The organism is Pseudomonas sp. B21-035, from assembly GCF_024748945.1.
In the GTDB taxonomy this organism is placed as follows: domain Bacteria; phylum Pseudomonadota; class Gammaproteobacteria; order Pseudomonadales; family Pseudomonadaceae; genus Aquipseudomonas.
The window spans coordinates 31,617-48,161 of record NZ_CP087179.1; the positions used below are offsets into that span (position 1 = coordinate 31,617).

At 62.7% G+C, this 16,545-nt stretch carries 21 protein-coding genes; 11 read left to right on the forward strand and 10 right to left on the reverse strand.

Annotated features, from left to right (window positions below; translation table 11 throughout):
* Positions 1-49 precede the first annotated feature (49 nt).
* Both hemF and aroE read left to right on the forward strand, forming a co-directional pair.
* Positions 50-976 (forward strand): oxygen-dependent coproporphyrinogen oxidase, encoded by a 927-nt coding sequence (gene hemF / locus LOY22_RS00140; protein WP_045200751.1) that lies wholly within the window; start codon positions 50-52, stop codon positions 974-976.
* Positions 977-1,030: 54 nt separating this feature from the next.
* Positions 1,031-1,855, forward strand: a complete 825-nt coding sequence (gene aroE / locus LOY22_RS00145; RefSeq protein ID WP_258595672.1) for a shikimate dehydrogenase — start codon at positions 1,031-1,033, stop codon at positions 1,853-1,855.
* Here the strand turns inward: aroE and LOY22_RS00150 are convergent.
* Positions 1,852-3,423, reverse strand: coding sequence for a SulP family inorganic anion transporter (locus LOY22_RS00150; protein WP_258595674.1), 1,572 nt, complete (start codon positions 3,421-3,423; stop codon positions 1,852-1,854). The two genes, aroE and LOY22_RS00150, sit on opposite strands and share 4 nt — an antisense overlap.
* 66 nt (positions 3,424-3,489) lie before the next feature.
* Positions 3,490-4,107 (reverse strand): NAD(P)H-binding protein, encoded by a 618-nt coding sequence (locus tag LOY22_RS00155; RefSeq protein WP_258595676.1) that lies wholly within the window; start codon positions 4,105-4,107, stop codon positions 3,490-3,492.
* 77 nt (positions 4,108-4,184) lie between these two features.
* On the opposite strand from LOY22_RS00155, the gene LOY22_RS00160 reads away from it, so the two are divergent.
* A complete protein-coding gene (locus LOY22_RS00160) occupies positions 4,185-4,514 on the forward strand; it encodes a DOPA 4,5-dioxygenase family protein (protein WP_093377686.1) in 330 nt (109 codons plus the stop codon).
* A 105-nt stretch (positions 4,515-4,619) separates the two neighbouring features.
* On the opposite strand, the gene trpA is transcribed toward LOY22_RS00160, so the two are convergent.
* A complete protein-coding gene (gene trpA / locus LOY22_RS00165) occupies positions 4,620-5,432 on the reverse strand; it encodes a tryptophan synthase subunit alpha (RefSeq protein WP_258595678.1) in 813 nt (270 codons plus the stop codon).
* Positions 5,429-6,646, reverse strand: coding sequence for a tryptophan synthase subunit beta (gene trpB / locus LOY22_RS00170; protein ID WP_038997863.1), 1,218 nt, complete (start codon positions 6,644-6,646; stop codon positions 5,429-5,431). Before trpB ends, trpA begins: the two co-directional genes overlap by 4 nt.
* 109 nt (positions 6,647-6,755) lie before the next feature.
* Between trpB and LOY22_RS00175 the strand changes: the two genes are divergently transcribed.
* On the forward strand, positions 6,756-7,652 hold the full coding sequence (locus LOY22_RS00175) for a LysR family transcriptional regulator (RefSeq protein WP_176794201.1): 897 nt from the start codon (positions 6,756-6,758) through the stop codon (positions 7,650-7,652).
* On the opposite strand, the gene LOY22_RS00180 is transcribed toward LOY22_RS00175, so the two are convergent.
* The gene (locus LOY22_RS00180; protein WP_045200734.1) at positions 7,649-7,975 is read right to left on the reverse strand and encodes a YqjD family protein; all 327 of its coding nucleotides are present in this window, start codon (positions 7,973-7,975) and stop codon (positions 7,649-7,651) included. The two genes, LOY22_RS00175 and LOY22_RS00180, sit on opposite strands and share 4 nt — an antisense overlap.
* 153 nt (positions 7,976-8,128) lie before the next feature.
* On the opposite strand from LOY22_RS00180, the gene LOY22_RS00185 reads away from it, so the two are divergent.
* Complete coding sequence (locus LOY22_RS00185) at positions 8,129-8,344, forward strand: dodecin (protein ID WP_010222667.1); 216 nt, start codon at positions 8,129-8,131, stop codon at positions 8,342-8,344.
* A 104-nt stretch (positions 8,345-8,448) separates the two neighbouring features.
* Positions 8,449-8,673 carry a DUF1161 domain-containing protein gene (locus tag LOY22_RS00190; protein ID WP_093377672.1) on the forward strand — a complete coding sequence of 75 codons (225 nt, stop codon included), beginning with the start codon at positions 8,449-8,451 and terminating at the stop codon, positions 8,671-8,673.
* A 101-nt stretch (positions 8,674-8,774) separates the two neighbouring features.
* Here the strand turns inward: LOY22_RS00190 and LOY22_RS00195 are convergent, their stop codons facing one another.
* The gene (locus LOY22_RS00195) at positions 8,775-9,779 is read right to left on the reverse strand and encodes an LLM class flavin-dependent oxidoreductase (RefSeq protein ID WP_093377667.1); all 1,005 of its coding nucleotides are present in this window, start codon (positions 9,777-9,779) and stop codon (positions 8,775-8,777) included.
* A gap of 186 nt (positions 9,780-9,965) precedes the next feature.
* On the opposite strand from LOY22_RS00195, the gene LOY22_RS00200 reads away from it, so the two are divergent.
* Both LOY22_RS00200 and LOY22_RS00205 read left to right on the forward strand, forming a co-directional pair.
* A complete protein-coding gene (locus LOY22_RS00200) occupies positions 9,966-10,391 on the forward strand; it encodes an OsmC family protein (RefSeq protein WP_258595682.1) in 426 nt (141 codons plus the stop codon).
* A 73-nt stretch (positions 10,392-10,464) separates the two neighbouring features.
* A complete protein-coding gene (locus LOY22_RS00205; RefSeq protein WP_045200726.1) occupies positions 10,465-10,698 on the forward strand; it encodes a DUF1161 domain-containing protein in 234 nt (77 codons plus the stop codon).
* A 3-nt stretch (positions 10,699-10,701) separates the two neighbouring features.
* Here LOY22_RS00205 and LOY22_RS00210 read toward each other — a convergent pair whose 3' ends face one another.
* Both LOY22_RS00210 and LOY22_RS00215 read right to left on the reverse strand, forming a co-directional pair.
* A complete protein-coding gene (locus LOY22_RS00210) occupies positions 10,702-11,115 on the reverse strand; it encodes a hypothetical protein (protein ID WP_045200724.1) in 414 nt (137 codons plus the stop codon).
* Positions 11,116-11,168: 53 nt separating this feature from the next.
* On the reverse strand, positions 11,169-11,582 hold the full coding sequence (locus LOY22_RS00215; protein WP_093377657.1) for a hypothetical protein: 414 nt from the start codon (positions 11,580-11,582) through the stop codon (positions 11,169-11,171).
* Positions 11,583-11,666: 84 nt separating this feature from the next.
* On the opposite strand from LOY22_RS00215, the gene LOY22_RS00220 reads away from it, so the two are divergent.
* Entirely contained in the window at positions 11,667-12,803 is a 1,137-nt protein-coding gene (locus LOY22_RS00220) for an aminopeptidase (RefSeq protein WP_258597851.1), read from the forward strand.
* A 4-nt stretch (positions 12,804-12,807) separates the two neighbouring features.
* On the opposite strand, the gene LOY22_RS00225 is transcribed toward LOY22_RS00220, so the two are convergent.
* Together LOY22_RS00225 and LOY22_RS00230 are read right to left on the reverse strand one after the other, a co-directional pair.
* On the reverse strand, positions 12,808-13,458 hold the full coding sequence (locus LOY22_RS00225) for an HAD family hydrolase (RefSeq protein WP_258595684.1): 651 nt from the start codon (positions 13,456-13,458) through the stop codon (positions 12,808-12,810).
* A gap of 29 nt (positions 13,459-13,487) precedes the next feature.
* Positions 13,488-14,036 carry a gamma carbonic anhydrase family protein gene (locus LOY22_RS00230; RefSeq protein ID WP_045200720.1) on the reverse strand — a complete coding sequence of 183 codons (549 nt, stop codon included), beginning with the start codon at positions 14,034-14,036 and terminating at the stop codon, positions 13,488-13,490.
* A 91-nt stretch (positions 14,037-14,127) separates the two neighbouring features.
* Between LOY22_RS00230 and prlC the strand changes: the two genes are divergently transcribed.
* Both prlC and LOY22_RS00240 read left to right on the forward strand, forming a co-directional pair.
* Positions 14,128-16,179, forward strand: a complete 2,052-nt coding sequence (prlC, locus tag LOY22_RS00235; RefSeq protein ID WP_045200718.1) for an oligopeptidase A — start codon at positions 14,128-14,130, stop codon at positions 16,177-16,179.
* Positions 16,176-16,454, forward strand: coding sequence for a YheV family putative zinc ribbon protein (locus LOY22_RS00240; RefSeq protein ID WP_045200716.1), 279 nt, complete (start codon positions 16,176-16,178; stop codon positions 16,452-16,454). The genes prlC and LOY22_RS00240 overlap by 4 nt, the downstream gene beginning before the upstream one ends.
* The last annotated feature ends 91 nt before the right edge of the window (positions 16,455-16,545 follow it).

Below are 16,545 nucleotides of genomic sequence, written 5' to 3' on the forward strand. Positions count from 1 at the left end.
GTGGTATGCTACGCGCCGAATTTGCCTTAGCCCGCTTCCAGGTGACCTGATGACTAGCCGCACCGAGGCCGTGAAAGCCTACCTGCTCGACCTGCAAGACCGTATCTGCACCGCCCTCGAAAACGAAGACGGCGGCGCCCGTTTTGTCGAGGACGCCTGGACGCGCGAGGCCGGCGGTGGCGGGCGGACCCGGGTGATCGGCGACGGCAAGGTCATCGAAAAAGGCGGTGTGAACTTCTCCCACGTATTCGGCAGCGGTTTGCCGCCGTCGGCCAGTGCTCATCGACCAGAACTGGCCGGGCGCGGTTTCGAAGCCCTGGGGGTGTCGCTGGTGATCCACCCGCACAACCCGCATGTGCCGACTTCCCACGCTAACGTGCGGTTTTTCATCGCCGAGAAAGAAGGCGAAGAAGCGGTCTGGTGGTTTGGCGGCGGCTTCGACCTGACCCCCTACTACGGCAACGAAGAAGACTGCGTGCACTGGCACCAGGTTGCCGAGCGCGCCTGTGCGCCGTTCGGTGCCGATGTTTATCCGCGCTATAAGGCCTGGTGCGACCGCTACTTTCATCTCAAGCACCGTGGCGAGCCTCGCGGCATCGGCGGTCTGTTCTTCGATGACCTCAACGAGTGGGACTTCGACACCTGCTTCGCTTTCATCCGCGCCATCGGCGATGCCTATGTCGAGGCCTACCTGCCGATCATCCAGCGCCGTAAAGACCAGCCCTATAGCGCCGAGCAGCGTGAGTTCCAGGAATACCGTCGCGGCCGTTATGTCGAGTTCAACCTGGTTTACGATCGTGGCACGCTGTTCGGCCTGCAATCGGGCGGACGTACCGAATCGATCCTCATGTCGCTGCCACCGCAGGTGCGTTGGGGGTACGATTGGAAGGCCGCGCCAGGCAGCGAAGAAGCGCGCCTGACCGAGTATTTCCTGCAGGACCGTGACTGGCTTGGTGAGGCCAAGGCCAGCCACTGAGCCGTTGTGGATAACTTTCCGGCCCTGCCCGACCTTGACCCAGGAACCGCCTGAATGGACCAGTACGTTGTATTCGGCAACCCGATCGGCCACAGCAAGTCACCGCTGATCCATCGCCTGTTCGCCGACCAGACCGGCCAGCAACTGGAGTACAGCACCCTGCTGGCGCCGCTGGATGACTTCAGCATGTGCGCCCAGGGCTTTTTCAAGCAGGGCCTGGGTGCCAACGTCACCGTGCCGTTCAAGGAAGAAGCCTATCGCCTGGTCGATAGCCTGACCCCACGGGCCCAGCGCGCGGGGGCGGTAAATACCCTGAGCAAGCTCGCCGATGGCACCTTGCAGGGCGACAACACCGATGGCGCCGGCCTGGTCCGCGACCTTACCGTCAATGCCGGGGTGCCACTGAGTGGCAAGCGCATCCTGTTGCTCGGCGCCGGCGGTGCCGTGCGCGGGGTGCTGGAGCCATTGCTGGCGCACAAACCGGCTTCGCTGGTAATCGCCAACCGCACGGTGGAAAAAGCCGAGCAACTGGCCCGTGAATTCGCCGACCTGGGGCCGGTGGCTGCCAGCGGCTTCGACTGGCTTGAAGAGCCGGTCGACCTGATCATCAACGCCACCTCGGCGAGCCTTGCCGGTGAGCTGCCGCCGATCTCCCCTAGCCTGATCGAGCCCGGCAAGACCGTGTGCTACGACATGATGTATGGCAAGGAGCCTACGCCTTTCTGCCGTTGGGCCAGCGAGCACAAGGCGGCCAAGGTCCTCGATGGCTTGGGTATGCTTGCCGAGCAGGCCGCCGAGGCGTTCTACATCTGGCGCGGCGTGCGCCCCGACACCGCGCCGGTGCTCGACGAACTGCGCCGTCAACTGGCGCGCGGCTAATCTTCGAAGCGGATCGGGCAGTGCGCTGCCCCCTCCAGCTTGTGCAACTCCTCGATCACTTGCGCCCGCGCCCGGCGCAGCGTCAGGCTGCCGCCAGCACGACCCAGGCGGCGCGCTTCGCGATGAAGCATGTCGACCCCGGAATAATCGATGAAGTTGATCTGCCGGGCATCGATCACTACCTGCGGCCCTGGGCAACGCTGCAAGCGCACCTGCAGGTAGTGGCTGGCGCCGAAGAAGATTGACCCACCCACCCGCAACACGTCGGCATCCCCTTCGCGGGACTGCTGCACCCGTGGCCGTGAGGTGCGTTTGAGGTAAAAGAACAGCGACGCCAGCACCCCGGCGTAGATCGCCGTTTGCAGCTCGAGCAACAGTGTTGCTGCTGCCGTTAGGGCCATCACCAGGAATTCCGAACGGCTGACGCGAAACAGCGCGCGGATCGCCCGATGATCGACCAGGCCCCAGCAGATCAGCAGGATGCTGCCGGCCATGGCCGGGATCGGAATATGCGCGATCAGCCCCGCCCCTGCTACTGCAAACAACGTTACCCACAGGGCGGAAAACACCCCGGCCAGGGGCGAGCGGGCGCCGGCCTCATAGCTGAGCCCGGAGCGGGTGAAGGAACCGGATGACAGGTAGCCGGAGAAAAACCCCCCGACCATGTTTGAAAGGCCCTGGGCGCGGATTTCCTGGTTGGCATCGATCAGTTGCTCGGAGCGTGCTGACAGCGAGCGGGCAATCGACAGGCTGGTAACCAGGCCAAGCATGCCGACCGCCACGGCGCTGGGTAGCAGACGCAAAATCAGCTCCAGGTCCAGCAGCGGCAAGGGGCTTATCGGTGGAAGCTGACCGATGAAGCCGGGCACCAACTGCACATGGCCGAAAACACCTGGGAGCAGCCAGACCAGCACGCTGGCCACCGCCAGAGTTATCAACAGGCCCGGCCAGCGCGGCTGCAACAGCTTCAACGCAATACCCAGCAGCAGCGTACCCAGCCCCAGCAACAACGAGGGCCAATCCACCTCCGGGGCATGCGCCAGCAGGTTTTGCACGGTCTTCAGCGCGGTGGCCTGGCTGGGCAAGTCGATACCCATCAGGTTGGGCAATTGCCCGAGGGCAATGACCAGCGCAGCACCGAGGGTGAAACCCAGCACTACCGACTGCGAGACGAAATTGACCAGCGCGCCGAAGCGCAGCAGCCCCAGCAACCACTGAAACACCCCGGCGAGGAAGGTCAGCAGCAGGATCAGGGTGATGTAGTCACTGCTGCCCGCAACTGCCAGGGGGCTGATGCTGGCATAGAGGACAATCGAGATTGCCGCCGTCGGCCCGCAGATCAGGTGCCAGGACGAGCCCCACAGGCAGGCGATGATCACCGGTACGATCGCTGCGTACAGCCCGTACTCGGCCGGCAGCCCGGCAATCAGGGCATAGGCGATTGATTGCGGCAGGGCCAGGATCGCCCCGCTCAGGCCCACCAGCAGATCGCGACGCACGCTGGCCCCGGTCTGGCGCGCCAACCAGGTGAGAAACGGCAGCAGTCGATGGCGGTCAGGCCAGGCCATGAGCACTCTCTATTGCAGGCGGAAGCTGTTCAGGGTGCGATGTCGGGCGCTCGGGTGCAAGCCGCGTCAGAAAACAAAGTTCACATGCTCGCCATGGTGCAGCTTGAGCTCCAGGGCATCGACCATGGCCGCTGCCACTCGGGCCAGGCGTTGCAGTGGTTCGGCCAGGCCCGGCTCGAGGGTGCCATGGGTCTGGTGAAAATGCTCGATGCCCAGGCCGGCAACTTGCTGCGGGGTGTTGATCAGGGTCCAGTGCAGCGGGCTGCGCTGCAACAGGTCGACGATCCGTTCGGCGCAGGCCCGTTGCTGCCGATTGTGCCCCTCGCTTTGCTCCAGTACGGTGAAATCGCCCACCAGCAATAGCCGGCGTATAGTGGTGCGGGACATGCCGGCGATCAGCGCCTGGCTCATGCGCAGTTGCGCGGCAAAGTCATCGGGCGCCAGTGCTGGCAACAGGCAGACCACCGCCGAGCCGCCGGCCACGCTTTGTTCGGCCTGATCGGCAGTATCGAGGCCGCCGGTCTTGAAGTGCAGGCCGGGGCGTGGTGCCAGGGTATTGAGATCATCGAGCACGGCGATCACCTCATGCTGGCGCTTGAGCAATTCGGCCATCAGGGCGCTGCCCAGGCTGCTCAAACCTCCAAGCAGGACCAGTTTGAACACTGGGGTTTCGGCATTTTTCACCAGATCACTCCATTGGCAACGGGTGATCGTTTGACCCGCGTAGCCAGGCGCAGGTTCGTTGCGATTAAGGAGTTTTCGTGCAAAGGATCAAGGGCTATCACGCGCATATCTACTATGACGCCAGCACCCTGGAGCAGGCTCGCCAGTTGTGCGAAGAAGCCGCTCGGCTGTTTCCGGTGACCATGGGGCGCATGCATCAGAAGCCGGTCGGGCCGCACCCGGACTGGAGCTGCCAGTTGGCCTTCGGGCCTGAAGTGGTGGGGGTGGTGCTGCCCTGGCTGGCGTTATATCGCCAAGGGCTGGTGGTGTTTCTGCATCCGTTGACTGGTGACGAGCTGGCCGATCATCGTGATCATGCGATCTGGATGGGGGCGGTGCGGCCGCTGGATCTTTCGATTTTCAAGTAATTTTTGGTTCCGGGGTAGGAGCGGGCTTGCCCCGCGATTGCGATCTGTCTGATGGACCGCAATCGTGGGGCAAGTCGAGGCGTCGCACCGCCGCTCCCACAGGGATCAGGCCTTGCGTGCACCCCGCACACCCTGGGCCAGCGCCGAGCACAGCTCGAGCACATCACCCACAGCCTGCTCGGCAGTGGCCGCATTGGCTATCTTGTCGACCAGCGCCGAACCGACCACGACGCCATCCGACAGCCTGGCAATCGCCGCAGCCTGCTCTGGCGTGCGGATACCGAAGCCGACGCTGATCGGCAGGTCGGTGTGCCGGCGCAGGCGCTTGATGGCGCTGCTGACGTGTTCAGTGGACGCAGAACCGGCACCGGTAACACCGGCAACCGACACGTAGTAGACGAAGCCCGAGCTGCGTTCCAGCACGCGCGGCAGGCGCACGTCGTCGGTGGTCGGGGTGGTCAGGCGAATGAAGTCGATGCCCGCGGCCTGGGCCGGGGTGGCCAGCTCGGCGTCGTGCTCCGGCGGCAGGTCGACGATGATCAGGCCATCCACGCCCACTTTCTTGGCTTCAGCCACGAAGGCCTCGACGCCAAAGCGGTGAATCGGGTTGTAGTAGCCCATCAGCACGATCGGCGTGGTCTGGTTGTCGACGCGGAACTCGCGAACCATTTGCAGGGTTTTCGCCAGGGTCTGACCGGCGTCCAGGGCGCGCAGGGTGGCGAGCTGGATTGCCACGCCGTCGGCCATCGGGTCGGTGAACGGCATGCCCAGTTCGATGACGTCGGCGCCAGCAGCCGGCAGGCCTTTGAGGATCTGCAGCGAAGCGTCGTAGCCAGGGTCGCCTGCGGTGATGAAGGTGACCAGTGCCGAGCGGCCTTCGGCCTTCAGTTCGGCGAAGCGTTGTTCAAGACGGCTCATGCCTGTTTCTCCTGGGCGGCCATATGGCTCATCACGGTTTGCATGTCTTTGTCGCCGCGCCCGGACAGGCACACCACCATCAGGTGATCCTTGGGCAGAGTCGGTGCGCGTTTGATCGCTTCGGCCAGGGCGTGGGAGGTTTCCAGGGCCGGAATGATGCCTTCCAGGCGGCAGGTAGTGTGGAACGCGGCCAGGGCTTCGTCGTCGGTGATGCTGACGTACTCGACGCGTTTCACTTCGTGCAACCAGGCGTGTTCCGGGCCGATGCCGGGGTAGTCGAGGCCGGCGGAAATCGAGTGGGCGTCGGTGATCTGGCCGTCGGCATCCTGCAGCAGGTAGGTGCGGTTGCCGTGCAGCACGCCCGGTACGCCACCGTTGAGGCTGGCGGCATGCTTGTCGGTGTCGACCCCGTGGCCACCGGCTTCGACGCCGATGATTTGCACACTGGCGTCATCGAGGAAGTCGTGGAACAGGCCCATGGCGTTGGAGCCGCCGCCGACGCAGGCGATCAGGCTGTCGGGCAGGCGCCCTTCCTTGGCTTGCAGCTGTTCACGGGTCTCTTTTCCGATGATCGACTGGAAGTCGCGGACCATTGCCGGGTACGGGTGCGGGCCCGCTACAGTACCGATCAGGTAGAAGGTGTCGTCGACGTTGGTGACCCAGTCGCGCAGGGCTTCGTTCATCGCGTCCTTGAGGGTGCCGGTGCCGGCGGTGACCGGAACGATTTCTGCGCCCAGCAGCTTCATGCGGAACACGTTGGCTTGCTGGCGCTCGATGTCGGTGGCGCCCATGTAGATCACGCAAGGCAGGCCGAAGCGCGCGGCGACGGTGGCAGTGGCCACGCCGTGCATGCCGGCGCCGGTTTCGGCGATCAGGCGTTTTTTGCCCATGCGCTTGGCCAGCAGCACCTGGCCGATGCAGTTGTTCACCTTGTGCGCGCCGGTGTGGTTGAGCTCTTCACGCTTGAAGAAGATCTTTGCACCGCCGCAGTGTTCGGTCAGGCGTTCGGCGAAGTAGAGCGGGTTCGGGCGGCCGATGTAGTCGCGCTGAAAGTACGCCAGTTGCTCGAGAAATTCCGGGTCGGCTTTGGCTGCTTCATATTCGCGGGCAAGGTCGAGTACCAGCGGCATCAGGGTTTCTGCCACGTAGCGGCCGCCGAATGCGCCAAACAGGCCATTGGCATCGGGGCCGGCGCGGAAGTTGGTCTGGGTCATGGGTCGCTCCAGGGCGGTAGTGAAGTCGGGAATGGCTTTACTCTAACCACGACACGCGCAACTGAAAACCGATAAGATTGCGACAACCTGTCAGGAAAACTCACACGTCATGCGCCAGGACCTGCCCCCACTCAATGCCCTGCGGGCCTTTGAAGCCACTGCCCGGCTCAATAGCGTCAGCCAGGCGGCCGAACAGCTACACGTTACCCACGGCGCGGTCAGCCGGCAATTGAAGGTGCTCGAAGAACACCTTGGGGTGGCCTTGTTCGTTAAGGAAGGACGTGGCCTTAAACTCACAGATGCCGGGGTGCGTTTGCGCGATGCCAGTAGTGATGCCTTCGAGCGCTTGCGCGGCGCGTGTGCGGACATCAGCCAGAGCGGCGCCGATGCGCCGTTCGTCCTCGGTTGCTCCGGCAGCCTGCTGGCGCGCTGGTTCATCCCACGGCTGGGGCGATTAAAAGCGGATTTGCCGGAACTGCGCCTGCACCTGTCGGCCGGTGAAGGTGATCTCGACCCGCGTCGCCCAGGGCTGGATGCCTTGCTGGTGTTTGCCGAGCCGCCCTGGCCTGCGGATATGCAAGTGCATGTGCTGGCGCAGGAGTGTATTGGCCCGGTGCTCAGCCCGCACTTTGCCGGGTTCAGCCGCTTGCAGCAGGCGCCAGCCGAGGCGTTGCTGACGCAAACCCTGTTGCAGACCACTTCGCGCCCGCAAGCCTGGCCAAGTTGGGCGGCGCAGCAAGGTATCGACCCGCAGGCGCTGCGTTACGGGCAGGATTTCGAGCATTTGTATTACTTGCTGGAGGCTGCAGTGGCAGGGTTGGGCGTGGCGATTGCGCCGCAACCGCTGGTAGCCGACGACTTGCGCGCCGGGCGCCTGGCGGCGCCATGGGGTTTTTGCGAAACCCAGGCCGCGCTGGCCCTGTGGGTGCCGCGACGCGCCGCAGACGGGCGCGCCGAGCAATTGGCCGGCTGGTTGCGCGCGGAGCTTGCGCGCCAGGCCGCTTAGTTACCGCGTTTGCACATCAGGTAGGCGGCCAGCAAGCCGAGGGCGCCAACGGCGACGCCGGCGGTGGTCCACGGGTGTTCCTGGGCGTAATCGCGGGTGGCCAGGCCAGTCTCGCGGGTCTTGGTTTTTACTTCTTCGTAGGCATCGCTGAGCAGGCTGCGCGAATGGCGCAGGGCATTCTCGGCGTTGCCCTTGAGCGTCTTGAGGGTTTTGCGCGACTCATCCGAGGCATCGTCCTTGAGGCTTTCCAGTGACTTGAGCAGGCTTTCGATTTCCGCTTCCATGCTTTGCAGCGAAGCTTTACGCAGCGAGGTGTTGGCCATGGTGACTCTCCTTCGAGGTTGAGTTGAGCTGTGTAGGTTCCGACTACAGGCTGCTGGGAAAGTGCAGTCGAACTTTTAACGGCATTTACCCCTCGCAGGTAAAACAGCCCGGCGCTGCTAGGCTCTATCTCACATTAAAAAAGGAGATTGCTTATGTCTGATCATCACACCTACAAGAAAATCGAACTGGTCGGCTCGTCGCCCACCTCTATCGAAGAGGCGATCAACAATGCCCTGGCCGAAGCAGGCAAGAGCATCAAGCACCTTGAGTGGTTCGAAGTGGTCGACACCCGAGGCCATATCAAGGACAACAAGGCCGCGCATTTTCAGGTCACGCTCAAAGTGGGCTTTCGCATCGTCAACAGCTGATGCGGCGACACTGGCTTGTGCGGGTCAATTGCGTTACACAGTCCTGAGGCGCCCGGCCTTCCTGGCGCCCTTCTCTATTTTGATCTGAACAAGGAAAGCGATCGATGAAGAAGTTGGTAGTAGCGATAGGTTTGATGACGCTGGCCGGTACTGCGCTGGCAGCCGGCAAGCCATGTGAAGAGCTCAAGGGCGAAATAGCAGCCAAGCTGGACGCCAAGGGTGTCAGCGGCTACTCGCTGGAGATCGTCGATAAAGGCGCTGCCGCAGACGGCAAGGTCGTGGGTAGCTGCGAAGGCGGTACCAAGGAAATCGTCTACAAGCGCGGCTGATCGATATTGAATCCATCGCAGGTCAAGTCGAGTCGTCGCACCGCTGCTCCTACATGTGGGAGCGGCGGTGCGACGACTCGACTTGACCCGCGATGGGGCCCTCAGCTGCGCAAAACCGTCTGCGCCAGCAGCTCATAAGAGCGTATGCGGTCGGCATGCTCATACAGGTCGCAGGTGAAGATCAGCTCATCCGCCTCGGTCTGCTCCAGCAACACCTCCAGTTTGGCGCGGATTTTCTGCGGACTGCCGACCATCGCCAGGCCCAGGAAGCTGCCCACCGCTTCCCGCTCATGCGGCAACCACAGGCCGTCCATGGTCTCCACTGGCGGGCGTTGCACCAGGCTTTGCCCGCGCATCAGGGCGAGGATGCGCTGATACACCGAGGTGGCCAGGTAGTCGGCCTGTTCATCGGTCTCGGCCGCCACCAGTGGTACGCCAAGCATGACATAAGGCTTGTCGAGCACCGCCGAGGGCTGGAAGTGGTTGCGGTACACGCGAATCGCCTCGTGCATGTAACGTGGAGCGAAATGCGAGGCGAAGGCATAGGGCAAACCGCGCATGCCGGCCAGTTGTGCACTGAACAGGCTCGAACCCAGTAGCCAGATCGGCACTTCGGTACCGTAACCCGGCACGGCAATGACCTTCTGCTCCGGCGTGCGCGGGCCCAGGTAGCGCATCAGTTCTTCGACGTCATCGGGAAAGTCGTCGGCACTGCCCGAGCGTTCGCGGCGCAGGGCGCGGGCGGTCATCTGGTCGGAGCCCGGCGCGCGGCCCAGGCCCAGGTCGATTCGCCCGGGATACAGGCTGGCGAGTGTGCCGAACTGTTCGGCGATCACCAGTGGCGCATGGTTGGGCAGCATCACCCCGCCGGCGCCAACACGAATGGTTGAGGTACCACCGGCCAGGTAGCTGAGCAGCACCGAGGTTGCGGAGCTGGCGATACCATCCATGTTGTGGTGCTCGGCCACCCAGAAGCGGTTGTAGCCAAACTTCTCGACGTGTTGCGCCAGGTCCAGTGAGTTGCGCAGGGACTGCGCCGGGCCGCTGTCGGCGCGTACTGGCACCAGGTCGAGGGTGGAAATCTTGATATCGGCAAGTTGCTTCATGGGCGTTGGCGCCTCCTGGGCAGTCGAGTGGCCGCAAACAATCCAACGGCCTTTCTAGCTCTGTATGGGCACATCTGCAGGAATCAATGCCGGGGCTTGTAATCCTTCTGAACTTGCCTGCGTCAGGGCTCTCTGAAATTAAGGCAAGGCGCGATATCCCGCGCCCCAGGGAGCTCAGGAGGCTTTATGAAAAAGACAGCATCAGCTATCTGGCAAGGTGGCTTGAAGGATGGCAAGGGCCTGCTTTCCACTGAAAGCGGCGCTCTCAAGCAGAACCCTTATGGCTTCAATACCCGCTTCGAAGGCCAGCCGGGTACCAATCCGGAGGAACTGATTGGCGCGGCGCATGCAGGCTGCTTCTCCATGGCCCTGTCAATGATGCTCGGTGAAGCGGGCCTGACCGCCGAGCGCATCGATACCATCGCCGAAGTGACCCTCGACAAACTGCCGGATGGCTTTGCCATTACTGCCGTGAACCTGATCCTCAAGGCCAAGGTCCCCGGGGCTAGCGAAGCGCAGTTTCTTGATATTGCCAACAAGGCCAAGGCCGGTTGCCCGGTGTCGAAAGTGCTCACCGCGAAAATCAGCCTGGATGCGACGCTGCTGAGTTAAGGCAGAACCGGGGCGCGCTTCTTGTGGTCAAATGAGGGTCGGTAGAACGACTGCCGCCACAAGGAGCTGTCCCATGATCCGTGTTGCAATCGCTGTGCTGGCTTCGCTGCTGGCAACCGCTGCGCTGGCCGCGCCGAAACCCTGTGAAGAGCTCAAGGCCGAGATCGAAGCCAAGATCCAGGCCAACAACGTGAGTTCCTACACCTTGGAAATCGTCAAGAATGACGAGGTCCACGACCAGAACATGGTGGTCGGCAGCTGTGAAGGCGGCACCAAGAAGATCATTTACCAAAAGAACGATCGCTAGGCCTCAGGGGGTGCAGAAGACGTCGTTGGACTCTTCGGCGACCATCTTGCGCTGGGCATCATAGAGGTAGGCGCTGGGCTGCATGGCCGGGGCCCGGGCTTCCAGGCGATAGCGCTGGCCGGCCTTGAAATGCGCGAACTTGATGGTCAGGTAGCAGGTGCGCTCGGTCGGGTCGGTACTGAATCCACCGGAGTAGATCTCGTAGTCGAACCGCACCACCAGCTCGTGGGCACCGGGCGTCACCTGAAAGAACCGGCCGTCGGTCAGGCGTTTGCCATCGAGCCGTTCGGCCATCAGTGTCTTGCCCGGCGTGATGGTGTAGAGGTCGACCCAGGCCTGTTTGTTATCCACAGGTGGCAGGGGGCTAACGCAAGCTCCAAGGGTACTGATTGCGAGCAGCATCACAGGCTGGCGCATGGCGAACTCCGACGTGCGGGTTACAAAGCATAAGCATAGCGCCATTCACGCCTTTAGGTACGCTGGCAGCCCGCCGGCTGGCCTTTGCCGACCACTTTGCGCTGTTCGTCATAGAGCTTGGCCCAGGGGCGGAAGCCGATGCTACCGGCTTCAAGCTGGTAGCGCTGGCCGGCACTGAAATCCTTGAATTTCACATTGAGCTGGCAATCGCGCCACAGTGGCTCTTCGACCGGGCCGATATTGCTTGGCGTAACCGCAAACAGATAGCGCACGGTCAGCTCATGGCTGCCTGGCGGTACTTCGAAATAGCGTTTGTCGGCCCAGGCGCGCTCGTCTACTTCGACGGCGTGCAAGGTGTCGTCCTCACCAGGGGCAAGGTCGATCCAGGCCAGGTTGGGGTCAGGCGCAGGAAGGCCGGCGCAGCCGGACAGAAGCACAACAGTGCTGACGACGAGCAGTGTACGCATGGCAAAACTCCAGCCGGGCAGGATAGTCTTGAAGCGGATGAGTACTTGAGCGGATACAGGACACCAATGCTTCGACTATTTCTTTTGTTGCGCTCAAGTCATGGGGCACTCGACCGTCTTTTTCGCTACTTGGTTCCCTTGTTGGCCATCGGGCTGCTGAGCGGTTGTGCCAGTGTCAGTTACTACGGGCAACTGGCCAGCGGTCAGTGGCAGCTGTTGCGGGCGCGCCAGCCGGTTGCCGAACTGGTAGCAGACCCGGCCACCGACAGTAAATTGCGCCAGCAGTTGCTGCACGCCGAGCAAGCTCGCGCCTTCGCCAGCGCGCAGCTGAAGCTGCCGGACAACCGCAGCTATCGGGTTTATGCCGATATCGGTCGGCCCTTCGTGGTCTGGAACGTATTCGCCACACCCGAGTTGTCGCTGGAGCCGCAGACCCATTGCTTCCCCATTGCCGGCTGTGTTGCCTACCGTGGTTATTACAACCAGGGCGCCGCGCGCGGGGCGGCTGCGCTGCAGAAACAACAAGGGCTGGATGTCTATGTCGGCGGTGTCGAAGCCTATTCGACCTTGGGCTGGTTCGACGATCCGATCCTCAGCTCCATGCTTGGCTGGGGTGATGAACGCCTGGCCACGGTGATCTTTCATGAGTTGGCCCATCAACGCGTCTATGTCCAGGACGACACTGCGTTCAACGAGTCCTTCGCCACTTTTGTCGAGCAGGAAGGCACTCGCCAATGGCGGGCGGCGCGGGGCCTGCCAACGCTGGTCGAAGATGGCAGCCAACAGCGCGAGCAGTTCGTCGCCCTGGTGCTGGCCAGTCGCGAACGGCTCAAGGCGTTGTATGCGGCGCCGCTCACCGAACCCGCCAAGCGTGCGGGCAAGCAGGCCGAATTCGAACGCTTGCGCCGTGAATACCGGGCCTTGCGCGATAACCAGTGGGGCGGTGTCGGACGCTATGACGCCTGGATCAATGCGCCGATGAACAATGCCAAGTTGTTGCCGTTTGGTCTGTACGACCAGTGGGTGCCGGCGTTTTCCCAGCTGTTTGCCGAGGTGGGCGGCGATTGGCAGGTGTTTTATCAGCGAGTAGAAGCATTCGGGCGGCTACCCCTTGAGCAGCGTCAGCAGGCGCTGAAAAGCATTGCGGGGCAAGTCGAGTCGTCGCACCGCCGCTCCTACAGTGGGAGCGGCGGTGCGGCGACCCGACTTGCCCCGCGATAGGGTCTCAGCCGCGCTGGAACGCCTGGTGCAGTTGCGCCAAGGTCGCAAAGTGGTAGGCCGGCTGCTCCGCCGTCAACTCTTCATGGCTACCAAAGCCATACCCCACCGCTACCGCTTCCAGGCCGTTGCTGCGGGCGCCGATCAGGTCGTGCTTGCGGTCGCCGATCATCAGGGTGTGCGCAGGGTCCAGGGCTTCTTCGGCCAGCAGGTGGCGGATCAGCTCGACCTTGTTGGTGCGGGTGCCATCCAGCTCGCTGCCGTAGATCACCTTGAAGTGTTTGGCGAAGTCGAAATGGCGGGCGATCTCGCGGGCAAACTCCCAAGGTTTGGAGGTGGCGATATACAGGGTGCGGCCCTGCCCTTGCAGGGTTTCGAGCATTTCGCTGACGCCGTCGAACACCTGGTTTTCGTATAGGCCGGTGACCTTGAAGCGTTCGCGATAGAAATTCACCGCGTCCCAGGCCTTGGCCTCATCAAAATCATAGAACTGCATGAAGGCCTGCAGCAGCGGCGGGCCGATGAAGTGTTCCAGGCGCGTCAGGTCCGGCCCGTCGATGCCCAGCTTGGCCAGTGCGTACTGGATCGAGCGGGTGATACCCAGGCGCGGGTCGGTCAGGGTACCGTCGAGGTCAAAGAGGATGTTTTGCTGGTGCATGGCGGTCTCGAATAAGGCGGTGGACAGGTTCACTCGGGCAGGTGATAGCCTTCGGCCAGGTGCTGGTCCTTGAGTTTGACGTAGTTGCCGGCGCTGTAGGGGAAGAACGCGCGCTCCTTCTCGCTCAGGGCGCGGGCCTGCTTGACCGGGCTGCCGACGTACAGAAACCCGCTTTCCAGGCGCTTGCCCGGCGGTACCAGGCTGCCAGCGCCGATGATCACTTCGTCTTCGACCACGGCGCCATCCATGATGGTACTGCCCATGCCGACCAGGATGCGGTTGCCCAGGGTGCAGCCGTGGAGCATGACTTTGTGACCAATGGTTACCTCATCGCCGATCAGCAGCGGGAAGCCGTCCGGGTTGAACGGCCCGGCATGGGTGATGTGCAGCACGCTGCCATCCTGCACGCTGGTGCGCGCACCGATGCGGATGCGGTGCATATCGCCGCGGATCACCGTCAATGGCCACACCGAGCTGTCGGCACCGATCTCGACATCACCCAGTACCACGGCACTGCGGTCGACAAAGGCGCGTTCGCCAAGCCTGGGAGTGTGATGCTGGAAGCTACGGATGGCCATGATAGTAATTCTCTTTGGTATGGATAGGGCTGCGGTCGGCGTCGATTGTAATTAAGATGGGTAAGTGTTTCTTCTGCCAAGGTGTTTAACCGTGAGTGCGAACAACCCGCTTCTGCAGTCTTATGACTTGCCGCCCTTCTCGGCGATCCGTGCCGAGCATGTGCAGCCGGCGATTGAACAGATCCTGGCCGACAACCGTACAGCCATTGCCGACATCCTCAAGGCCCAGGGCAAGAGCCCGAGCTGGGCCGGCCTGATCCTGGCCATGGACGAACTCAACGACCGCCTGGGCGCCGCCTGGAGCCCGGTCAGCCACCTCAATGCCGTGTGCAACAGCGCCGAACTGCGCGAAGCCTACGAGGCTTGCTTGCCGGCGTTGAGCGCGTATGCCACCGAAATGGGCCAGAACCGCGAGCTGTTTCAGGCCTATGAGGCATTGATCGCCAGCCCCGAAGCTGCCGGCTTCGATGTGGCACAAAAAACTATTCTTGAACACGCCCTGCGAGACTTCCGCCTGTCGGGTATCGACCTGCCGGCCGAAAAGCAGCAGCGTTACGCGCAAGTGCAGAGCAAGCTCAGCGAGCTGGGCAGCCGTTTCTCCAACCAACTGCTAGACGCCACCCAGGCCTGGACCAAGCATGTCAGCGACGAAGCGGCGCTTGCCGGCCTGACTGATTCGGCCAAAGCACAAATGGCCGCCGCGGCGCAGGCCAAGGGCCTCGACGGCTGGCTGATCAGCCTGGAGTTCCCCAGCTACTACGCGGTAATGACCTACGCCGAAGACCGCGCCCTGCGCGAAGAAATCTACGCCGCCTACTGCACTCGCGCCTCCGACCAGGGCCCGAATGCCGGCCAGTTCGACAACGGCCCGGTGATGGCCGAGATTCTCGACCTGCGTCAGGAGCTGGCCGAGCTGCTCGGTTACGCCAACTTCGCCGAGCTGAGCCTGGCGACCAAGATGGCCGAGTCCAGCGACCAGGTGCTGAGCTTTCTGCGTGACCTGGCCAAGCGCAGCAAGCCGTTTGCCACCCAGGACCTGGCCCAGCTCAAGGCCTATGCCGCCGAGCAGGGTTGTCCGGACCTGCAGAGCTGGGACAGCGGCTTCTACGGGGAAAAACTCCGTGAACAGCGCTACAGCGTTTCCCAGGAAACCCTGCGCGCCTACTTCCCGATCGACAAGGTGCTGAGCGGCCTGTTCACCATCGTCCAGCGCCTGTACGGCATCGAAATTGCCGAACTCAAGGGCTTCGACAGCTGGCACCCGGACGTGCGCCTGTTCGAAATCAAGGAGCACGGCCAGCACGTCGGGCGCTTCTTCTTCGACCTCTATGCCCGCGCCAACAAGCGTGGCGGTGCCTGGATGGACGGCGCCCGCGACCGTCGCCTGACCGCTGACGGCCAGCTGCAGAGCCCGGTGGCCAACCTGGTGTGCAACTTCACCCCGGCCGCCCCCGGCAAGCCGGCGTTGCTGACCCACGACGAAGTCACCACCCTGTTCCACGAATTCGGCCATGGCCTGCATCACCTGCTGACCCGCATCGAGCATGCCGGTGTCTCCGGTATCAACGGCGTGGCCTGGGACGCGGTCGAGCTGCCGAGCCAGTTCATGGAAAACTGGTGCTGGGAGCCTGAAGGCCTGGCGCTGATTTCTGGCCACTACGAAACTGGCGCAGCCCTGCCCCAGGATTTGCTGGAGAAGATGCTGGCGGCGAAGAACTTCCAGTCCGGGCTGATGATGGTTCGCCAGCTGGAATTCTCGCTGTTCGACTTCGAACTGCATGCCAGCCACGGCGACGGCCGCAGCGTGCTGCAAGTGCTCGAAGGCGTGCGCGACGAGGTTTCGGTCATGCGCCCACCGGCGTACAACCGCTTCCCTAACAGCTTTGCGCATATCTTTGCCGGTGGCTACGCAGCCGGTTACTACAGCTACAAGTGGGCGGAAGTGCTGTCGGCCGACGCCTTCTCGCGCTTCGAAGAAGAAGGCGTGCTCAATGCCGACACCGGCCGCGCCTTTCGCGAAGCGATCCTGGCCCGTGGCGGTTCCCAGGAGCCGATGCTGCTGTTCGTCGACTTCCGTGGCCGCGAGCCGTCAATCGATGCACTCTTGCGCCACAGTGGCCTGAGTGAGGAAGTGGCGGCATGAGTGATGGGCCTGTGGTAACGAAAAAGCGCTTTATCGCCGGGGCGGTCTGCCCGGCGTGCAGCGAGCCGGACAAACTGATGATGTGGAGCGAAGACAGCGTTCCGCACCGGGAATGTGTGGCCTGCGGTTTTTCTGACACCCTTAACGAGCAAGGGCTGTCGGTGCCCAAGGAACTGGGTACGCGGGTCAACAAGGTCGAGGTGAAACCTGCCGCGACCACGGTGCAGACGGTGCAGTTCTTCCCCAATCCGAAGTTGAAGAAGACAACCGAGTAAACGCGCCAGCGCCAGCATTTTCGGCTGGCGCCCAGCGGTACTGGAATCGAACACTAGTCCCGTGTACTGTATATAAAAACAGTATCCGGGG